Raw genomic sequence first — 17,371 nt, forward strand, 5'->3', positions numbered from 1 at the left:
GCGCGGGACGTGGGGACCGAGGGGCGGCTGGGGGGTCAGGCGCAGGTGGGGGGGGGGGGGGGGGGGGGGGGGGGCCGGGCCGGCCAGCCCGGCGCCCACGACGACCACGTCGGGGGCGTCGGGGCGGCTGCGGCGGGTGATGTGGTGTGCGGTCACGAGCGAGCTCCCTCCCTGGTCCCGGAGCTCCGGGCCGGCGGACGGCTGCGGGGTGCCGGGACGGTCCGAACAAGTGATGCCCCGTCAGAGTCGCGATCAGGCAAGGGCATGCGGACGGATCGGCGGGCGCGAGCCGTGGCGGTGGCACGCCCGGGGAGCACGCGCGGGCGCCGTGCGCCGCACCGTGCGCCCCCAGGGCGTGTCTGACAATTCGCGTCGGACCAGCGTGCGCCGTTGGGCGCCCTCCTTGCCCTCGACGGGCAGGAGGGGCCCCTGGCTGGGCGTGCCGGCGGAGCGCCCTCGTACTGGGTCGTACTTGGGTGCTTCGCCGGTGCGTCCAGCCGGGATGCCCGGCGGCGCGCGCCCGGCGGGAATTGTCAGACACGCCCTATGCCGGGGGAACTGCGCGGGGAGCCGCCCGGGGAGCGCGGGGGAGGGGACGGGAGCCGGGGACCGTCAGAGGGCGGCGCGGACCGCCTCGTCCACCTGCGGGTGGCGGAACCGGAAGCCGGCGGCCAGCAGCTTGGCCGGCACCGCCCGGTGGCTGCCCACCACCTCCACCGCCATCTCGCCCAGCGCCGCCCGCAGCACCGCCTCCGGCACCGGGAACGGCGTGGGCCGCCGCAGCACCCGGCCCAGTGCCGCGGTGAGCTCCGCGTTCGTCACCGGCTCGGGCGCGCTGAGGTTCACCGGGCCGCTGAGCTCCCGGTGGTCGATCAGGAAGCGCAGCGCGGCGACCTGGTCGGCCAGCGAGATGAAGCTCCAGTACTGGGTGCCGGACCCCAGCCGGCCGCCCAGGCCCAGCCGGAAGAGCGGGAAGAGCCGCCCGCCGGCCGCGCCGGCGTCCGACAGCACCAGGCCGGTGCGCGGGTGCACCACCCGGATCCCCGCCTCGGCGGCCGGGCGGGCCGCGCCCTCCCAGTCCACGCAGACCCGGGCCAGGAAGTCCTCGCCGGCCGGCGCCGTCTCGTCGATCACCCGGTCGCCGGTCTGCCCGTAGTAGCCCACCGCGGAGCCGCTGACCAGCACGGCGGGCGGCGCGTCCGCCGCGGCCAGTGCCAGGGCCAGGGTGCGGGTGCCCAGCACCCGGCTGTCGCGGATCTCCCGCTTGTACGCCTCGCTCCAGCGGCGGTCGCCCACGCCGGCGCCGGCCAGGTGGACCACCGCGTCCAGGGCGTTCAGGGCGCCGCGGTCGATCTCGCCGCGCGCCGGGTTCCAGCCGACGCCGACCGAGCCGTCCGAGTGCGGCCCGAGCGCCGAGCGGCGGCGGACCAGCCGGACCACCTGGTGGCCGTCGGCCAGCAGCGAGCGGACGAGGGCGGAGCCGATCAGGCCCGAGGAACCGGTGACAGCGATGCGCATGCGGCCATCCTGGCAGCAGCGCCGGCCGCCACGGGTGCCTGACCCGCACTCAGGGACCGTGACCGCTCTGTCAGCGGGACGGGCGCGACCGATACGGTACGGCTGTGAGCAACTCCACTCCTCCCGGCTGGTACCCGGACCCGGCGCCCGCGCCGGGCGACGGGGGCGCCCGCGAGCGCTACTGGGACGGGGGCGCCTGGACCGAGCAGTACCGGTCCGCCGCCGTCCGCCCGCCGGTCGCTGTGCCGCCCCCGCAGCCGGTCGGCTCACCGCCGGCGGGCTCACCGCCGGACCCTGTGGCCGCTGTGGCCGCTGCGGCCGGTCCGGCCGGGCCCTGGGAGGGCACCGCTCACCCCGCCGCTCCCGTGGCGGCGCCGCCCGCCGCGCCGATCTCGGCCCGGCCGGCGGTCGCCGGCCCCTCGATACCGGCCTCCTCGCTCTCCGACGCCTCACCGGCCTACGGGCATCCGGCCGTCCCCGAGCCGCCGGAGCACGGCGGCTACGGGTTCCCGCCGCCCGGCTCGCTGCCGATGGCCCCGCAGCCGATGGTTCCGCAGCCGACGGCCGGTCCGATGTCCCCGTCGGCGTCCCCGGCGCCGATGCGGCCGGTGAGCGCGCCGCCGCCCGGTCCGCAGCCCGGGTACGGGTTCCAGGGCCCGCCGCAGGGCGCCTTCGCCCCGCCCCGGGCCCCGGCCCCGGGCTACGGCTCCCCGTACCTGGCCGCCCCCGCCGGCGGGCCCGCGCGGCCGTCCTCGCGCCGGCGCCCGGGCCTGATCGTCGGCATCCTGGGCGGCGCGCTGGCCCTGACGGTGCTGGCGACCGTCTTCTCGATATCGATCGTGCGCGGCGGCTTCGCGGCCCGGCAGGTCGACGGGTCCGCCGCCGTGCCGCCCGGCTCGGCCGGCGCCCCCGCACCCGGCCGGGGACCCGGCGCGGGTCCCAGCCTCGGCGCGCGCAGCCCCGGTGCCCCCAGCCCCGGTGCGACCGGGTCCGACCGGCCCAGCGCGCTGCCCTCGCCCTCGCGCTCCGGCGGCGCCCCGGCGCTGCCCGACGGCACCGGGGTGGTGGACGCGGTGCACGGCTGGGTCGTCCCGGTGCCCGGCGGCTGGAACCCGGCCGCGCACGACGGCGCGAGCACCCTGCTGCTGGTCACCGGCCCGTACGACTGCGCGACGCCCGGCGGCTGCGTGCGCGGCAACTTCTCGATCGACACCGCCCCCGTCGCGGGCCAGGACGCCGCCACGACGGCGCGCGCGACCATGACCACCTACGCCCCGCAGCTCTTCGGCGAGCTCGCCGCGCACCAGGAACTCGACAGCGGCCCGCTCACCGCCGCCGGGCTCACGGGCTACGCCGTCCGCTGGCACGTCACCGCACAGCAGGGCGGCGCGCGGGGCTTCCTGCTGCTGGTGGCCCTGCCGGCGCCGGGCGGCGGCTTCACCACCCTGGTCGGCTCGGTGGACGACGACCCGAGGGCGCCGCTGCCGGGGGTGCTCGACCAGTTGGTGGCCGCGATCCGCCCCAGCACGCCGCCGAACGGGGTCTGACCGGCCCGACGCCGAGCGGGCCGGCCCGGGCGACCCGGGGTGGCAGGCCTCAGCCGAAGAGCTCCCAGAGCTTGGGGAATCGTTTCGCCATCACTTCTCCGTCGGCGAAGTCGAAGGGCACGCCCTGCGGCTGCCGGGGCTGCTCGGTGCCGAGGTCCGGCAGGGCCATGCCGGTCAGCTGCTCGTGCGCCTCGTCGGCGGCGTAGCCGAACTCCTCGGCGTCGCCGTCCTCGTCCTCGTCGAAGTCGGGCACCAGCTCGGCCAGGTCGTCCGGGTGGTGCACCGCGCCCTCGAACACCTCCCGGCCCTGCGCGATCAGCCAGCAGCGGAAGAAGTCGAACGCGTCCTCCGAGGCGCCTCCGAGCATCAGGTAGGCGGCGCCCCACAGCTCGCGGGTGTAGGCGCGCTGGAACCGCGCCTCGAACAGCCGGGCGAAGTCGATCACCTCGTCCGGTGTCAGCTGCGCGAGCCGCTCCACCAGCAGGTCCGCATGGTCCTCGGGGTCGCCGTCGGCGGCGTCACGGGTCTCGTCGATGATCTGCCAGAAGTCCGTCTCGTACATCACCGCTCCAGCATCCCCGTTCCCCGCCCCGAACGCACACCATCCGCGCCCGTGCCACCCGTGCGGCACCCCCGGTTCGGGTGAACAAGGCACGTCGCGAGGTGTGCGGCCGCCGTGGAGCACGCGTTGATCGAGCGTTGATCGAGCGCTGGCAGAGTCGTCGACGACGGGGGTCGACGAGCAAGGGGAAGTTCTGATGGGGTACCAGAAGCGGTCCGGACGAGTCGTGGCGGCCCTGGCGGGGATCGGGCTGGCAGCGGTGCTGGGCGTCTTCACGGCCGGTGGGGTGGTGGCGTCGGGGGGCGCCGCGCACGGGAAGGGCGTGGTGACGGCCGGCGGTTCCATCGGCACCGGCCAGTCCGGCGTCAAGGAGTGGAACAACACCACGTCCAGCTGGGAGCCCCCGAAGGTGCAGAGCTGAGCCGGTGCCGAGCCGGCGCCGGCCGCGGCTCAGTCCGCGGCTCGGTTCGCGGACCCGGGCAGCTGGCGCAGCAGCGCGGTGACCTCGGCGGCCTCCGGTAGCCCGAGGGTGAGGAAGACCGCCAGCGCCTGGCGCAGGTGCCCCTCGGCCGGCTCCGGGTGTCCGAGGTCGAGCAGCACCCGGGCCAGCACCACCAGCGCGTTGGCCTGGTCGCGTTCGGCGCCGATCTCCTCGCAGTGCGCCAGGGCGTGCTCGGCGTGGCCCAGCGCCTGCTCCGGCTCGCCCTGCGCGCGCAGCGCGTCGGCGAGGCGGTAGCGGGCCTGCGCGGCGCGGTGCGGCAGGCCGGCCGCCCGGGCCACCGTCAGGCACTCGGAGAACCAGTGGACGGCCTCCGCGAAGCGTTCCAGGGTGTGGGCGGCCAGGCCCAGCACGTAGAGGCCGTACGCCGTCCCTGGGGCGTCGTCGCGCTCGCGCAGCTGCGGCAGCAGGTCCCGGCAGGTCGCCAGCGCCTCGGCCGCCCGGCCGCTGCGGACCCGGGCCATCGCGGCGTTGAGGGTGGCCACCATCTCGCCGGAGTGGTGGCCCAGCTTCCGGGCGATGCTGATCGCCTCGTCCAGGTGGCCCACCGCCTCGTCGTAGCGGCCCAGGTGCTGGGCGAGCACCCCCAGGTCGTTGAGCGCCTGGCGCAGGATGACCAGGTCGCCGACCTCGCGGCAGGCCGCGATGGCAAGGCGGGTCTGCACCTCGGCCTCGACGAAGCGGGTGGCGGGCACCGCGATGTTGCCGCACAGGAACCGGGCCCGGCCCTCGGCCCAGCGGTCGCCGGTCCGCACCGCGGCGGCCACCAGCTGCTCGGCGGTGGCGGCGAGCTGGCGGTAGCGCGAGTTGGGACCGAAGGCGCTCAGCGCGATCAGCAGGTCGATCGCCGCCCGCAGCCCCTCGTGGCCCGCGGGCCGGGCTCCGTCGGCGCCGGTCACGGGCGCGGACCCGGTCACCGGCCCGGGCTCCGGCACCGGCCCGGGCTCCGGCACCGGCCCGGGCAGGGGCGCCGGCCCGCCCGCCGGCCGGATCGCGTGCGCGACCTGCGCCGCCAGGGCCACCGCGCTCTCGGTCTCGGCGGCCGCCCACCGGCGGGCGGCCGCGAGGTCGCCGAAGGCCAGCGGGGCCGAGCGGGCCGGACCGAGCGAGCCGCCGATCGGGTCCCCGGGCACCGCGTGCCGGAACGCCTCGCAGGCGGTGGCGAGCAGGAAGTCGAGCAGCCGGTCGCGGGCCTCGGCGGCCTCCTGCGGATGGGTGGCCAGCGAGGTGCGCCGGGCGAAGGCGCGCAGCAGGTCGTGGAAGCGGTAGCGGCCGGGCGCCGGCGACTCCAGCAGCGTGACGTCGACCAGCGACTCCAGCAGGTCCTCGGTGAACTGCTCGTCCGCCGCGAGCAGCGCGGCCGCCGAGCTGAGCGCCAGGTCGGGACCGTCGACGGTGGCCACCAGCCGGAACGCCCGGGCCTGGCGCTCGGTCAGCTGGTGGTAGCCGAGCTCGAAGGCGGCCTCGACGGCCAGGTCCCCGATCCGCAGCTCGTCGATCCGGCGGCGTTCGTCGGCCAGCCGGCTGCTGAGCGTCTGCACGGTCCAGCTCGGGCGGGCCGCCAGCCGGGCGGCCACGATGCGCACCGCCAGCGGCAGGAACCCGCAGGCCGAGACCAGTTCCAGGGCGGCCTCGTGCTCGGCGGCCAGCCGCTGGGAGCCGATCGCCCGGCCGAGCAGCTCGGTGGCCTCGCCGGGCTCGAAGAGCGGCAGGTCGAGCTGGAGCGTGCAGGGCAGCCCGCCGAGGCGCACCCGGCTGGTGACCAGCACCGCGCAGCCGGCCGCGCCCGGCAGCAGCGGCTGCAACTGGGCGCGGTCCTTGGCGTTGTCGAGCACGATCAGCAGCCGGCGGCCGTCGACCGAGGAGCGGAAGAGCGCGGCCTTCGCCTCGACGCCCTCGGGGATCGCGGCCGCCGGCACGCCGAGCGCGCCCAGGAAGCCGGCCAGCACGCTCTCCGGGTCGGCGGGGGTCAGGTCGCTGCCGCGCAGGTTCGCGTACAGCTGGCCGTCGGGGTAGCTGGGGCGGGTGCGGTGCGCGACGTGCAGCGCCAGCGTGGTCTTGCCGATGCCGCCCATCCCGGTCAGTGCCACCACCTTGAGCGCCGGCGGGCCGGTGTCCGACAGCGCGGCCAGCAGGCTGTCGATCGGCGCCGCGCGGCCGGTGAAGTCGGCCGCGTCCGGCGGCAGCTGGGCCGGCCGCGGGCGGCCGGGCGCCGGTGCGGCCGGCTCGCCGGCGGTGGGTCGGGCCGGTGGGGCGGACTCCTCCTCGAAGGCGCCGGGCGCGGGCGCGGCCAGCACCCGGTCACCGTCCAGGATCCGCTGGTGCAGCGCGACGAGTTCGGGACCCGGCTCCACGCCGAGCAGCTCGATCAGGTGGTCGCGGGCCTCGCGGTAGACGGTGAGCGCGTCGACCTGCCGGCCGGACTGGTAGAGCGCGCGCATCAGCAGCGCGTACAGCCGCTCGCGCAGCGGGTACTCGGCGGTGAGCGCGGTCAACTCGGAGACGCAGCGCAGCGAGCCCCCCAGCGTCAGGTCGAGGGCCAGCCGCTCCTCCAGCAGGGCCAGGCGCAGGTCGTCGAGCCGGCGGCGCTGGCGCTCGGCGAAGGGTCCGGGCAGGCCGGCCAGTGGTTCGCCCTGCCACAGGGCCAGCGCCTGGTTGAGCAGTTCGCGGGCCTCGGCGGGCCGCTCGGCGGCCTGCGCCCGGTCGGCCCGGGCCGCCAGCTGCTCGGCCCGCAGCGCGTCCACCGCCTGCTCGGGCAGCAGCAGCCGGTAGCCGTCGCCGAGCGAGACCAGCAGGTCGGGGGCGTCGGCGGTGCTGCGCAGCATCTTGCGCAGCCGCCAGGCGTAGGTGCGCACGGTGGTGACGGCGGTGCTCGGCGGCTCCTCGCCCCAGAGCGCGTCGACCAGGTCGGCGGCGGTGGCCGAGCGGCCCGGGCGCAGCAACAGGACGGCGAGCATCGCCTGCTGCTGGGGGCTGCCGAGTCTCAGGACGGTGGTCCCCAGTTGGCCCTGCACCGGTCCGAGCACCGAGAACCTGAGGTCGTCCACTCTTTCACCCGCGCCTGTTCAATATCCTTGTGAGATTCGACCCAGACTAGCGCGGTAAATCGTCACACCCAGCCCAACTGGTGCGCACGCAGACCGGCCTCGAAGCGGCTGCGGGCGCCGAGCCGTTCGATCACCGAGGCCATCATCCGCCGGGCGGTGCGCGCGGAGATGTGCAGCTGGCAGGCCGCGGACTCGTCGGTGTGGCCCTGGGCGAGCAGCGCGAGCAGGGCGCGCTCCTGGTCGCTCGGGGCCGTCGCCGGGTCGCTCGCGGGGGCGGAGCCGAGCGGGGCGGCCAGCGTCCAGGTCTGTTCGAAAAGCGCGAGCAGCGGGGTCACCACGGCCGGGTCGGAGAGGCAGAGCGCGCCCCGGCGGCTGTCCGCCGGGTCGAGCGGCACCAGCGCCTGCGAGCCGTCCACCAGGATCATCCGGGTCGGCAGGCTGGGCGCGGTGCGGAACCCGCAGCCGTCGCCGGAGAGCCAGCGGGCGTAGGCCAGCGTGCCCGGGTCCTCGCGCACGCCGCTCAGTCCGACGGTGCGGATCAGCACGCCGCGCCGGCGGATCCCGTCGTCGTTGCGCTGGGCGGCGGCGAGCGCGGCGGCGGACTGCGGGCCGCCGGGCATGAAGGTCAGCACCTCGCGGGCGGCCTCGACGGCGAAGCGCTCCAGCCGGCGCTGCACGGCGTCCATCCCCACCAGCCGCTCGACGCCCTCGAAGCCACCGGCGCCGGGGCCGGCCGCGGCCAGCACCCGCACCAGGGCGGCCTGGCTGTCGGCGACCTGGCGCTGACGCCGGATCAGCTCCTCGTGCTGGCGCTCCATCAGCTGCTGCAGGCCCATCGCCGGGTCGACCACGGTGAAGCGGCCCGGCGCCTCGAAGGACTGCTGGATCAGCCGGAGCTCGAAGAGGCGGTCCAGCGCGCCGCGGACCTGCGCCGGCGTGGTGGCCAGCCTGGCCGCCAGCTCGCTCACCCCGAGGGTGGGCGAGGCCAGCATCTCGCGGTACACCGCCTCGTCCGGTGCCTCCAGCCCCAGCGCAGCCAACATCGTGCCTCCCCTTGTTCCGCCCCGTGGGGGGAAGTCTGCTGGACGGCGATAGACGCCCCATCTACAGCGCGTCAGCGCTCCCCGCGCCGGGTGCCGGAGCCCCGCGCCGAGGCGTGGCACAAAGCGGCCTGGACGGTTCCGACCTGCCGAAACCCGTTCCCCGCAGCGGTGGTGGCGGTCAGGATGGAGGCATCGCCGCGGCCCCGTGCGCCGCCCCGATCCGGCCGCCGGGCCCGCTCCCGGGCCGCTCACCCCACTCCAGACGAGGGCACCCCCATGACTTCTTCGCCGCACCTCCCGCGCACCACCGCCGCCGTGCTGGCCGTCCTGGTGGGCGTCCTGGGCGGGGCGCTGTCCGGCGCCGCGGGCCACGCCCCGGCCGCGCCGAGCGCCGCCGCGCCGGCCGTGCACGCCGCCGGGGGCGTGCACGCCGACGGTCTGATCTGGGACTGACCCCACCACCCCGGCGTGGAGCTGACCCTGATCACCCTGAGCGCCGACGGACCCGCCACCGGCCACCTGCTGGACGGCGGCCGGGTCGGCGACCTGATGTGGGCCGCGTCGCGGCCCGGCGAACTGCTCGAGCACGTCAGCACCCAGGCCGGGCCCGGCTGGCTGCACCTGGGGGTCTTCACCCTGACGAGCGAGCAGCACACCGCCGGGTCGGCCGCACTCGCCATCTGTCGCCGCGCGCTCGCGGCCTCCCCCCTGCTGCGCGGCTGGCGCATCGCCGCCGTCCGCCCCGGTGCGTGACCTCCCGTCACATCCGCACCTCCCCAACCCCGCGAGAGAGGACTTCCGATGACCAACCCCTTCGAGGACGAGAGCGCCAGCTACCTGGTGCTCGTGAACGAGGAGAACCAGCACTCGCTCTGGCCGGCCGCCGTCGCCGTGCCGGCCGGGTGGCGCACCGCGCACGGCCCCGACACCCGGCCCGCCTGCCTGGAGCACATCGAGCGGGAGTGGACCGACCTGCGGCCGGCCTCGCTGGTCGCCGCGCTGGCCACGGCGAACGGTGCGTGACCCGATGACCACCACGCTCCCCACCGCGGTCCGCCCGCCGGTGCGCACCGCCCGCCCGCGGCACTACCTGATGTGCCGCCCCTCGTACTTCACCGTCGACTACCGGATCAACCCCTGGATGGACCCGGCCAAGCCGACCGACACCGCGCTGGCCGTCCTGCAGTGGGAGCGCCTGTACGCGCTCTACCAGGAGCTGGGCCACACCGTGGAGCTGATCGAGCCGGTCCCCGGCCTGCCCGACATGGTCTACGCCGCCAACGGCGCCACCGTGCTGGACGACCGCGTCGTGGTCGCCCGCTTCCGGCACCCCGAGCGGGCCGCCGAGGCCCCCGCCTACCAGGCCTGGTTCGAGCAGCAGGGCTACCCGGTGGTGCATCCCGCCGCCTTCACCAACGAGGGCGAGGGCGACTACCTGGTCGCCGGCCGCCGGATCCTGGCCGGCACCGGCTTCAGGACCGACCCGGCCGCGCACGCGGAGGCGGCCCGGCTGCTGGGGCGCCCGGTGGTCAGCCTGACCCTGGTCGACCCGCGCTTCTACCACCTGGACACCGCGCTCGCCGTGCTCGACGACGACGAGATCATGTACTACCCGGGCGCCTTCGCCCCCGAGAGCCGCCGGCTGCTGGCCGAGCTCTACCCGGACGCGATCCTGGCCGAGGAGTCGGACGCCGAGGTCTTCGGCCTCAACGCGATCTCCGACGGCCGCCACGTGCTGCTCCCCGAGGCGGCCGGCCGGCTGGCCGAGCGGCTGGCCGAGCGCGGCTTCGAGCCGATCGGCGTGGACCTCTCCGAGCTGTTCAAGGGCGGCGGCAGCGTCAAGTGCTGCACCCTCGAACTGCGCCACCGCGACCTGACGCTGGGCGGCTGACGATGACCACGACCGAACCCCGGCTGCTCTGGGAGAGCGCGCCGGGCACCCCGGCGACCGTGACCGCCCCCGAGCTGGCCGACGCCGCCGCGGCCGCCGCCTGGCTCGCCTCGGTGCGCGAGGAACTGCGCGCCGGGCTGCTGCGGCACGGCGCGGTGTACCTGCGCGGCCTGCCGGTGCGCAGCGTGGCCGACTTCGGCCTGGTCCGCGACGAGCTGATCAGCCGGCGCACGCCGTACCGCGAGAAGGCGACCCCGCGCAGCGACTACGGCGGCGACGTCTTCTCCTCCACCGACCTGCCCGCCGCGCAGGCGATCCGGATGCACAACGAGAACAGCTACACGCTGACCTTCCCCGGCCTGCTGCTCTTCGGCTGCCTGACCGCCCCCGAGCAGGGCGGCGCGACCCCGGTGGTGGACTGCCGCGAGGTGCTGCGCACCCTGCCGCCGGAGCTGGTCGAGCGGATGCGGGCGAGCGGCTGGGTGCTGAGCCGCAGCTACTCCGAGCACCTCTCGGTCGACTGGCGGGCGGCCTTCGCGGCCGAGAGCGCCGAGCAGGTCGAGGCGTACTGCGCCCAGAACCTGATCTCCTGCGCGTGGGACGCCGAGGGCGGCCTGCGCACCCGTCAGCTGCGGCCGGGCATCATCAGCCACCCGCTGAGCGGCGAGGAGGTCTGGTTCAACCACCTCGCGTTCTGGAACTCCTGGTCGCTGGACGAGGAGATCCGCGAGACGCTGATCGAGGAACTGGGCGAGGGCGGCCTGCCGTTCGACACCGCCCTCGGTGACGGACTGCCGCTCACGCTGGCCGAGCTGGACGTGATCAACGCCGCCTACGAGCGGGCGACCGTGCGCCGCAGCTGGCAGCCGGGTGACCTGCTGCTGGTGGACAACGTGCTGACGGCGCACGGCCGCGACCCGTTCCGCGGGGACCGGCGGATCGTGGTGGCGATGGGTGACCCGCTCGCGCTGGCCGACTGCAAGCCGACCGTCGCGCCGAGCGCGGGGGCGATCGCGAGCGCGGGTGCCGGTACCGGTGCTGGTGCCGGTGTCGCCGTCGGGGCGGTGAGCTCGGATGGCTGAGCCGATCGATGTGCCGATCGATGTGCTGACCCGCCTGTACCGGGCCGCCGCCGCGACCCCGCACCGCCTCGCGGTGCAGGGTCCGGACGGCCGGCTCGACTTCGCCGGTCTGCTCGCGCGCAGCGCCGAACTGGCCTCCGGGCTGCGGGCGCTGGGCGTCGGGCGGGGCGACCGGGTGGGCGTGCGGGTGCGCCGCGGGGTGGACTGGGCGGCCGCGCCGCTGGCCGCCTGGCGGCTGGGCGCCGCGTACGTGCCGCTCGACCCGTCCTACCCGGACGAGCGACTCGCGCTGATCGCCCAGGACGCCGGGCTGCGGGCGCTGGTCACGGACGCCGGGCGGCCGGCCTGGCTGACCGCGCTGCCGGGGCTCGCCGAGCTGCCGGTGCTGGACGCGCCGGTGCTGGGCGCGCCGGCTCCGGAGGCGGACCACGGCCGGGCGGCGGACCACGGTCGGCAGGCCGTCGCGTTCGTCGACGCCGAGGCGGACCCGCTGGATCCCGCCTACCTGATCTACACCTCCGGCTCGACCGGGCGCCCCAAGGGCGTGGAGGTCACCCGGGGCGGCGTCGCCGCGCTGGTGGCCGGCCTGGAGGAGCGCGGCGTCTTCGTCGCCGAGCCCCGGGTGGTCGGCTGGAACGCCAGCCTCTCCTTCGACGCCTCCGTCCAGCAGCTGGTGCGCGTCTGCCGCGGCGACAGCCTGGTGGTGCTGGGCGAGGAGGACCGGACCGAACCGCGGCGGCTGGCCGCGCTGCTCGCCGAGCACGGCGTGCAGGAGCTCGACCTGACCCCCTCGCACTGGCGCCTGCTGGCCGGCCCGCTGCTGGCCCTCGCCACGCCCGAGCGCCCGCTGCGGCTGCTGCTGGGCGGCGAGCCGGTCCCCGAGCGGATGTGGCGCGAGCTCGCCGCGGCGCGCGGACGGATCGGGACCTGGAACCTGTACGGGCCCACCGAGTGCTCGGTGGACGCCACCGCGGTCGAGGTCAGCGGGGACCACCCGCGGCTGGGTCACCCGCTGGCGGGCGTGCGGGCGCACGTGCTGGACGGGGAGCTGCGGCCGGCCGGGATCGGCGAGCTGCACCTGGCCGGTCCGGGCCTGGCCGCCGGGTACGCCGGACGGCCGGGGCTGACCGCCGAGCGGTTCGTCGCCGACCCGTTCGCCGCGGACGGCTCGCGGATGTACCGCACCGGTGACCGGGTGCGCCGACTGCCGGACGGGGGTCTGGAGTTCCTGGGCCGCACCGACCGGCAGGTCAAGCTGCGGGGCTTCCGGGTGGAGCTCGGCGAGGTGGAGGAGCGGCTGCTCGCGCACCCCGCGGTCACCGTGGCGGTGGCCGCCGTGCGCACCGGCCCGGACGGCGACGCGCTGCTGGTGGCGTACTACGTGCCGGTGCCCGGCGCCGGGCTGGAGCCGCAGGAGCTGCGCACGCACTGCGCGGCGGCGCTGCCCGACCATCTGGTGCCCTCCGCGCTGGTGCCGCTGGAGGCGCTGCCGCTGACCGCCAACGGCAAGCTCGACCACGCCGCGCTGCCCGCCCCCGAGGACCGGCCGCAGGTCCGGGGCCGGGTGCCCGAGGGCGAGTTGGAGGAGCTGATCGCCGGCGTCTGGGCCGAGGTGCTGGGCCGGGAGGCGATCAGCGCGGACGACGACTTCTTCGCACTCGGCGGCCACTCGCTGGTCGCGCTGCGGGTGGTCTCGCGGCTCAAGCGGACCGCCGGCGTGGTGCTGCCGACCAAGGACGTCTACCGCTACCCGCGGCTGAGTGACCTGGCCCGGCACGCCGAGTCCCGGCGGACGGAGCAGGTGCGATGACCGCCGCCGACACCACCGTGGTGCGGCTGCGGCAGAGCCCGCGGCCGGACCTGACGCTGGTGGCGCTGGGCTTCTGCGGCGGCGGCACGGCCGCCTACCACCCGTGGACGGCCTCGCTGCCGGCCGGCGTCGACCTGGCGGCGGTCTGCTACCCGGGCCGCGAGGGCCGGTTCGCCGAGGACTTCGCGGACAGCTGGGACGAGTTGGCCGCGGACGCCGCGCAGGCCGTCCGTTCGGTGGCCGCCGAGGGCCGCTACGTCCTGTTCGGGCACAGCATGGGCGGCTGGATGGCCTTCGAGGTCGCCACCCGGCTCGCCGCGGCGGGTGACCCGGCCCCCGAGGCGCTGGTGGTCTCCAGCTGCAACGCGCCGGACCGCCCGCTCACCGCGCGCGACCAGTTCCCCTCCCGGCACCAGGACGACGCGCAGCTGCTGGAGTGGATGAGCACCCACGGCCTGCTGCCCGACCACGTCCTCGCCGACGAGGACCTGACCGAGATGGCGGTCGAGCTGATGCGCGCCGACCTGCGGGTGCGCGACAGCTTCGAGCCCGCGGGCCGGCGGCTCGACCTGCCGCTGCAGGTCCTCTCGGGCGCCGGGGACAGCGTGGTCGAGGCCGACCTCGGCGAGCGCTGGGCCGCCCTGACCACCGCCGGATTCCGCCACGACGTCCTGCCCGGCGGCCACTTCTACACACCCGAGGTCTGGCGGGAGCTCCCCGCACGGATCGTGGCGCTCGCCGCCGTCCCCTCCCGATGAAGGTTCCTCCATGACTCACTCCTCCCACCTGGGCATCAGCCATGTCGAGTGCCACGTCGCCGACCTGGCGACGGCCACCGCCGACCTGGTCGACCGCTACGGGTTCCGTGCGGTGGCCCGCGCCACCGACACCGACGCCGACTCGCTGGTGCTGCGCCAGGGCCGGATCACCCTGGTGCTCACCGAGGCCCGCTCGTCGGGCCACCCGGCGGCCGACTACGTCCGGGCGCACGGTGACGGCGTCGCCGACATCGCGCTGACCTGCCCGGACGTGCCCGCGCTCTTCGCCGACGCGCTCGCCCGCGGCGCCGTCCCGATCGCCCCGCCGCGGCTGCACCCGGACGGGCGGCACACCGCGGTGATCGGCGGCTTCGGCGACGTGGTGCACACCCTGGTCGAGCCGGCGGCCGGTGACGAGGGGGGCCGCGCGCTGCCGCCCGGGTTCACCCCGCTGCCCGCCGCCGACCAGGTCGCGCCGCAGGACGAACTCCTCGACGAGCTCGACCACTTCGCGATCTGCGTGACGGCCGGTCAGCTGGCCGCCACGGTGGCCTACTACACCGAGGTGCTGGACTTCGCCGTCGTCTTCACCGAGCTGATCCGGGTGGGCGCGCAGGCGATGGAGTCCACCGTGGTGCAGAGCGCCTCGGGCCAGGTCACCTTCACCCTGATCGAGCCGGACACCAGCGGCGAGGCCGGCCAGATCGACCGGTTCCTGGCCGAGCACGGCGGTCCCGGGGTGCAGCACGTGGCCTACCGCTCGGGCGACATCGTGCGGGCGGTCGGCACGCTGCGCGAGCGCGGGGTGGAGTTCCTGGCCGTGCCGGACGCGTACTACACGCTGCTGGCCGACCGGCTCGACCTGGCCCGGCACAGCACGTCGGAGCTGCACGAGCTGAGCGTGCTGGTCGACGAGGACCACGACGGGCAGCTGTTCCAGATCTTCACCCGCTCCACCCACCCGCGGCGCACCCTGTTCCACGAGGTGATCGAGCGCTTCGGGGCCCGGACCTTCGGCAACGGCAACATCAAGGCGCTCTACGAGGCGGTGGAGGCCGAGCGGGCGGGCGTCGAGGAGGCCCTGCGATGACCGCGCCGACCGTCACCGCGCAGCCGGGCCGCGCCACCGAGCCGGTCAGTGTGGCCGAGCCGGTCTGCACGGCCGACTTCGCCGCCCTGGCGCAGCGCGAACTCCCCGCCGAGGTGTGGGACTTCATCGCCGGTGGCAGTGGCGCCGAGCTCACCATGGCGGCCAACCGGGCGGCCCTGGACCGGATCGCGCTGGTGCCGAGGATGCCGGCCGGCCTGGCGCACTGCACGACCCGGGCACCGCTGCTCGGCGCACCGGCCGCCCTGCCGCTGGCCGTCGCGCCGATGGCCTACCAGCAACTCCTGCACCCGGACGGCGAGTCGGCCACCGCCCGGGCCACCACCGCGGCCGGCGTGCCGTTCACCCTCAGCATGCTGAGCACCCGGCCGGTCGAGGAGATCACCGCGCTTGGCGCGCGCACCTGGTTCCAGCTGTACTGGCTGCGCGACGCGGGCGCCACCGAGGAGTTGGCGCGCCGGGCCGAGGCGGCCGGCTGCGAGGCGCTGGTGGTCACCGTGGACGAGCCGCGGATCGGCCGGCGACTGCGCGACCTGCGCAACGGCTTCGCGCTGCCCACCTCGGTCGCGGCCGCGCACCTGGACACGGCCGGCACCCGGCGCAGCCGGCAGCGGCAGGCCGGCGTCTCGGCGGTCGCCGAGCACACCGCCGAGGCCTTCGCCCCCGGGCTGAGCTGGGACGACCTGGCCCGGCTGCGGGAGAGCAGCGGGCTGCCGCTGGTCGTCAAGGGCGTGCTGGACCCGCGCGACGTGGCCCGGGCGGCCGAGATCGGCGCGCAGGCGGTCGTCGTCTCCAACCACGGCGGGCGTCAACTCGACGGCGCAGCAGCCAGCGTGGACCTGCTGGCGGCCGCCAGTGCGGCGGCGCCGGCGCACTGCCAGGTGCTCCTCGACAGCGGCATCCGCGGCGGCGACGACGTACTCAAGGCACTCGCGCTGGGTGCCGACGGCGTCCTGCTGGGCCGACCGGTGCTCTGGGGCCTGGCCGCCGACGGCGAGCGCGGGGTGCGCCGGGTGCTGGACCTGCTGGCGGCCGAACTGCGCTGCGCGCTGGAGCTGGCCGGCTGCGCCGACCCGGCCGCGGCCCGTGCGCTGACCGTGCTCGGCGCCCGGCCGGTGGACGGGCCCGGCACCACCGGGGGTGCCCGATGAGCGCCTCCGCGGGCCTCGCGGGCCCGCCGGTGCTGCTCGAACCGGCCGACCTGCACGCCTCGTTGCGGGACCCGGCGCTGCGCTCGATGAACTTCCTCAACGAGGTGGCCAACCGCTTCCCCAAGGCCCTGTCGTTCGCTCCGGGCCGGCCCGCCGAGTCCACCTTCGACCTGGCCGACCTGCACCGTTACCTCGACGCCTACGCCCGCCACCTGGTCGAGCGGAAGGGCTACGACACCGTCCGGGTCAACCGGGAGCTCTTCCAGTACGGCCGCACCAAGGGGATCGTGCACGAGCTGATCGCCCGCCAACTGGAGCTGGACGAGGGCATCGTGGTCGACCCGGACGCGGTGCTGGTCACCGTCGGGGCCCAGGAGGCGCTCTGGCTGGTGCTGCGCGCGCTGCGGGCCACCGAGCACGACGTGCTGCTCGCGGTGGCGCCCACCTACGTGGGCCTGACCGGCGCGGCCCGGCTGCTGGACCTGCCGGTGCGCCCGGTGCGCGAGGGCGAGGACGGGGTGGACCTGGCCGACCTGCGCGCCCAGTTGCGGGCCGCCCGGGCGGCCGGACAGCGCCCCCGGGCGCTCTACCTGGTGCCCGACTTCTCCAACCCCAGCGGCCGGTCGATGCCGCTGGAGACCCGGCGCCGGCTGCTGGAACTCGCGGCGCGGGAAGGGATCCTGCTGCTGGAGGACAATCCCTACTCGATGTTCCGCAGCGCGGATGCCGACCAGCTGCCGACCCTCAAGGCCCTGGACACCGGCCACCACGTGGTCTACCTGGGCTCGTTGGCGAAGACCTGCTTCCCGGGCGCGCGGGTCGGCTTCGCGATCGCCGACCAGCCGGTGGCCGGCGGCGGCGTGCTGGCCGACGAGCTCTCCAAGGCCAAGAGCATGCTCACCGTCAACACCTCGCCGGTGAGCCAGGCCCTGGTCGGCGGGCTGCTGTTGGAGCACGGCGGCAGCCTGCTGCGGGCCAACGAGCGGCAGATCGCCATCTACCGGGAGAACCTGCACTGCCTGCTGCGCGGTCTGGCCGACCGCTTCGACGGCGTGCCGGGGGTGCGCTGGAACACCCCGGACGGCGGGTTCTTCGTGGTGGTGACCGTCCCGTTCGCGGTCACCGACGAGCTGTTGGAGCAGGCCGCCGTCCAGCACGGCGTGCTCTTCACGCCGATGTGCCACTTCACCGAGGACCCCGCCGCCACCCGCCAACTGCGGCTCTCCTGCAGCTCGCTGACGCCGGCCGAGATCGAGCAGGGCCTCGACCGGCTGGCCGCCCTGATCGCCGACCGGAGCTGAGCGCCGGCGCTGCCCCGCTCCCGCCCCGGCCCCGCCCCACCCCCCTGACCTCCG

The 17,371-nt window shown here is 76.2% G+C and carries 16 protein-coding genes; 12 read left to right on the plus strand and 4 right to left on the minus strand.

The genetic code is table 11. The annotated features are described in order from the left end of the window. Window positions 1-612 precede the first annotated feature (612 nt). On the minus strand, window positions 613-1,518 hold the full coding sequence (locus ABD323_RS17080; RefSeq protein ID WP_344442482.1) for a TIGR01777 family oxidoreductase: 906 nt from the start codon (window positions 1,516-1,518) through the stop codon (window positions 613-615). A gap of 104 nt (window positions 1,519-1,622) precedes the next feature. Between ABD323_RS17080 and ABD323_RS17085 the strand changes: the two genes are divergently transcribed. After that, window positions 1,623-3,065 (plus strand): DUF2510 domain-containing protein, encoded by a 1,443-nt coding sequence (locus ABD323_RS17085; RefSeq protein WP_344442484.1) that lies wholly within the window; start codon window positions 1,623-1,625, stop codon window positions 3,063-3,065. Between the two features lie 49 nt (window positions 3,066-3,114). Here the strand turns inward: ABD323_RS17085 and ABD323_RS17090 are convergent, their stop codons facing one another. Next, window positions 3,115-3,627: a DUF4240 domain-containing protein gene (locus ABD323_RS17090; RefSeq protein ID WP_344442518.1), complete on the minus strand. Its 513-nt coding sequence runs from the start codon at window positions 3,625-3,627 to the stop codon at window positions 3,115-3,117. Window positions 3,628-3,823: 196 nt separating this feature from the next. Between ABD323_RS17090 and ABD323_RS17095 the strand changes: the two genes are divergently transcribed. After that, a complete protein-coding gene (locus ABD323_RS17095; RefSeq protein WP_344442485.1) occupies window positions 3,824-4,048 on the plus strand; it encodes a hypothetical protein in 225 nt (74 codons plus the stop codon). Window positions 4,049-4,077: 29 nt separating this feature from the next. On the opposite strand, the gene ABD323_RS17100 is transcribed toward ABD323_RS17095, so the two are convergent. After that, window positions 4,078-7,173, minus strand: coding sequence for an AfsR/SARP family transcriptional regulator (locus ABD323_RS17100; RefSeq protein ID WP_344442486.1), 3,096 nt, complete (start codon window positions 7,171-7,173; stop codon window positions 4,078-4,080). Between the two features lie 62 nt (window positions 7,174-7,235). Next, on the minus strand, window positions 7,236-8,216 hold the full coding sequence (locus ABD323_RS17105) for a LuxR C-terminal-related transcriptional regulator (RefSeq protein WP_344442488.1): 981 nt from the start codon (window positions 8,214-8,216) through the stop codon (window positions 7,236-7,238). Between the two features lie 276 nt (window positions 8,217-8,492). Between ABD323_RS17105 and ABD323_RS17110 the strand changes: the two genes are divergently transcribed. From ABD323_RS17110 to ABD323_RS17155, 10 genes are read left to right on the plus strand one after another with little or no spacing between them, the layout of a single operon-like run. Beyond that, window positions 8,493-8,669, plus strand: coding sequence for a hypothetical protein (locus ABD323_RS17110; RefSeq protein WP_344442489.1), 177 nt, complete (start codon window positions 8,493-8,495; stop codon window positions 8,667-8,669). A 15-nt stretch (window positions 8,670-8,684) separates the two neighbouring features. Then, complete coding sequence (locus ABD323_RS17115) at window positions 8,685-8,969, plus strand: hypothetical protein (protein ID WP_344442490.1); 285 nt, start codon at window positions 8,685-8,687, stop codon at window positions 8,967-8,969. Window positions 8,970-9,017: 48 nt separating this feature from the next. Beyond that, entirely contained in the window at window positions 9,018-9,239 is a 222-nt protein-coding gene (locus ABD323_RS17120) for an MbtH family protein (RefSeq protein ID WP_344442491.1), read from the plus strand. A gap of 4 nt (window positions 9,240-9,243) precedes the next feature. Next, window positions 9,244-10,107, plus strand: a complete 864-nt coding sequence (gene ddaH, locus ABD323_RS17125) for a dimethylargininase (protein ID WP_344442493.1) — start codon at window positions 9,244-9,246, stop codon at window positions 10,105-10,107. 2 nt (window positions 10,108-10,109) lie between these two features. Next, window positions 10,110-11,189 (plus strand): TauD/TfdA family dioxygenase, encoded by a 1,080-nt coding sequence (locus ABD323_RS17130; protein ID WP_344442494.1) that lies wholly within the window; start codon window positions 10,110-10,112, stop codon window positions 11,187-11,189. Continuing rightward, window positions 11,182-12,999: a non-ribosomal peptide synthetase gene (locus tag ABD323_RS17135; RefSeq protein WP_344442495.1), complete on the plus strand. Its 1,818-nt coding sequence runs from the start codon at window positions 11,182-11,184 to the stop codon at window positions 12,997-12,999. The genes ABD323_RS17130 and ABD323_RS17135 overlap by 8 nt, the downstream gene beginning before the upstream one ends. Further along, the gene (locus tag ABD323_RS17140) at window positions 12,996-13,757 is read left to right on the plus strand and encodes a thioesterase II family protein (protein WP_344442496.1); all 762 of its coding nucleotides are present in this window, start codon (window positions 12,996-12,998) and stop codon (window positions 13,755-13,757) included. The genes ABD323_RS17135 and ABD323_RS17140 overlap by 4 nt, the downstream gene beginning before the upstream one ends. A gap of 10 nt (window positions 13,758-13,767) precedes the next feature. After that, window positions 13,768-14,847: a 4-hydroxyphenylpyruvate dioxygenase gene (hppD, locus tag ABD323_RS17145; protein WP_344442497.1), complete on the plus strand. Its 1,080-nt coding sequence runs from the start codon at window positions 13,768-13,770 to the stop codon at window positions 14,845-14,847. Beyond that, window positions 14,844-16,016 carry an alpha-hydroxy acid oxidase gene (locus ABD323_RS17150; protein ID WP_344442498.1) on the plus strand — a complete coding sequence of 391 codons (1,173 nt, stop codon included), beginning with the start codon at window positions 14,844-14,846 and terminating at the stop codon, window positions 16,014-16,016. The genes hppD and ABD323_RS17150 overlap by 4 nt, the downstream gene beginning before the upstream one ends. After that, window positions 16,013-17,317, plus strand: a complete 1,305-nt coding sequence (locus tag ABD323_RS17155) for an aminotransferase-like domain-containing protein (protein WP_344442499.1) — start codon at window positions 16,013-16,015, stop codon at window positions 17,315-17,317. Before ABD323_RS17150 ends, ABD323_RS17155 begins: the two co-directional genes overlap by 4 nt. Window positions 17,318-17,371: the final 54 nt, after the last annotated feature.

It is taken from the genome of Kitasatospora nipponensis (assembly GCF_039528135.1).
Taxonomy (GTDB): Bacteria; Actinomycetota; Actinomycetes; order Streptomycetales; family Streptomycetaceae; genus Kitasatospora; species Kitasatospora nipponensis.

Excerpts from the sequence above, each read along its gene's own strand:
- ABD323_RS17080 (WP_344442482.1), bottom strand. The coding sequence starts at position 1,518 with ATGCGCATCGCTGTCACCGGTTCCTCGGGCCTGATCGGCTCCGCCCTC.
- ABD323_RS17090 (WP_344442518.1), bottom strand. The coding sequence starts at position 3,627 with ATGTACGAGACGGACTTCTGGCAGATCATCGACGAGACCCGTGACGCC.
- ABD323_RS17095 (WP_344442485.1), top strand. The coding sequence starts at position 3,824 with ATGGGGTACCAGAAGCGGTCCGGACGAGTCGTGGCGGCCCTGGCGGGG.
- ABD323_RS17105 (WP_344442488.1), bottom strand. The coding sequence starts at position 8,216 with ATGTTGGCTGCGCTGGGGCTGGAGGCACCGGACGAGGCGGTGTACCGC.
- ABD323_RS17110 (WP_344442489.1), top strand. The coding sequence starts at position 8,493 with ATGACTTCTTCGCCGCACCTCCCGCGCACCACCGCCGCCGTGCTGGCC.
- ABD323_RS17120 (WP_344442491.1), top strand. The coding sequence starts at position 9,018 with ATGACCAACCCCTTCGAGGACGAGAGCGCCAGCTACCTGGTGCTCGTG.
- ddaH (WP_344442493.1), top strand. The coding sequence starts at position 9,244 with ATGACCACCACGCTCCCCACCGCGGTCCGCCCGCCGGTGCGCACCGCC.
- ABD323_RS17130 (WP_344442494.1), top strand. The coding sequence starts at position 10,110 with ATGACCACGACCGAACCCCGGCTGCTCTGGGAGAGCGCGCCGGGCACC.
- ABD323_RS17135 (WP_344442495.1), top strand. The coding sequence starts at position 11,182 with ATGGCTGAGCCGATCGATGTGCCGATCGATGTGCTGACCCGCCTGTAC.
- ABD323_RS17140 (WP_344442496.1), top strand. The coding sequence starts at position 12,996 with ATGACCGCCGCCGACACCACCGTGGTGCGGCTGCGGCAGAGCCCGCGG.
- hppD (WP_344442497.1), top strand. The coding sequence starts at position 13,768 with ATGACTCACTCCTCCCACCTGGGCATCAGCCATGTCGAGTGCCACGTC.
- ABD323_RS17150 (WP_344442498.1), top strand. The coding sequence starts at position 14,844 with ATGACCGCGCCGACCGTCACCGCGCAGCCGGGCCGCGCCACCGAGCCG.
- ABD323_RS17155 (WP_344442499.1), top strand. The coding sequence starts at position 16,013 with ATGAGCGCCTCCGCGGGCCTCGCGGGCCCGCCGGTGCTGCTCGAACCG.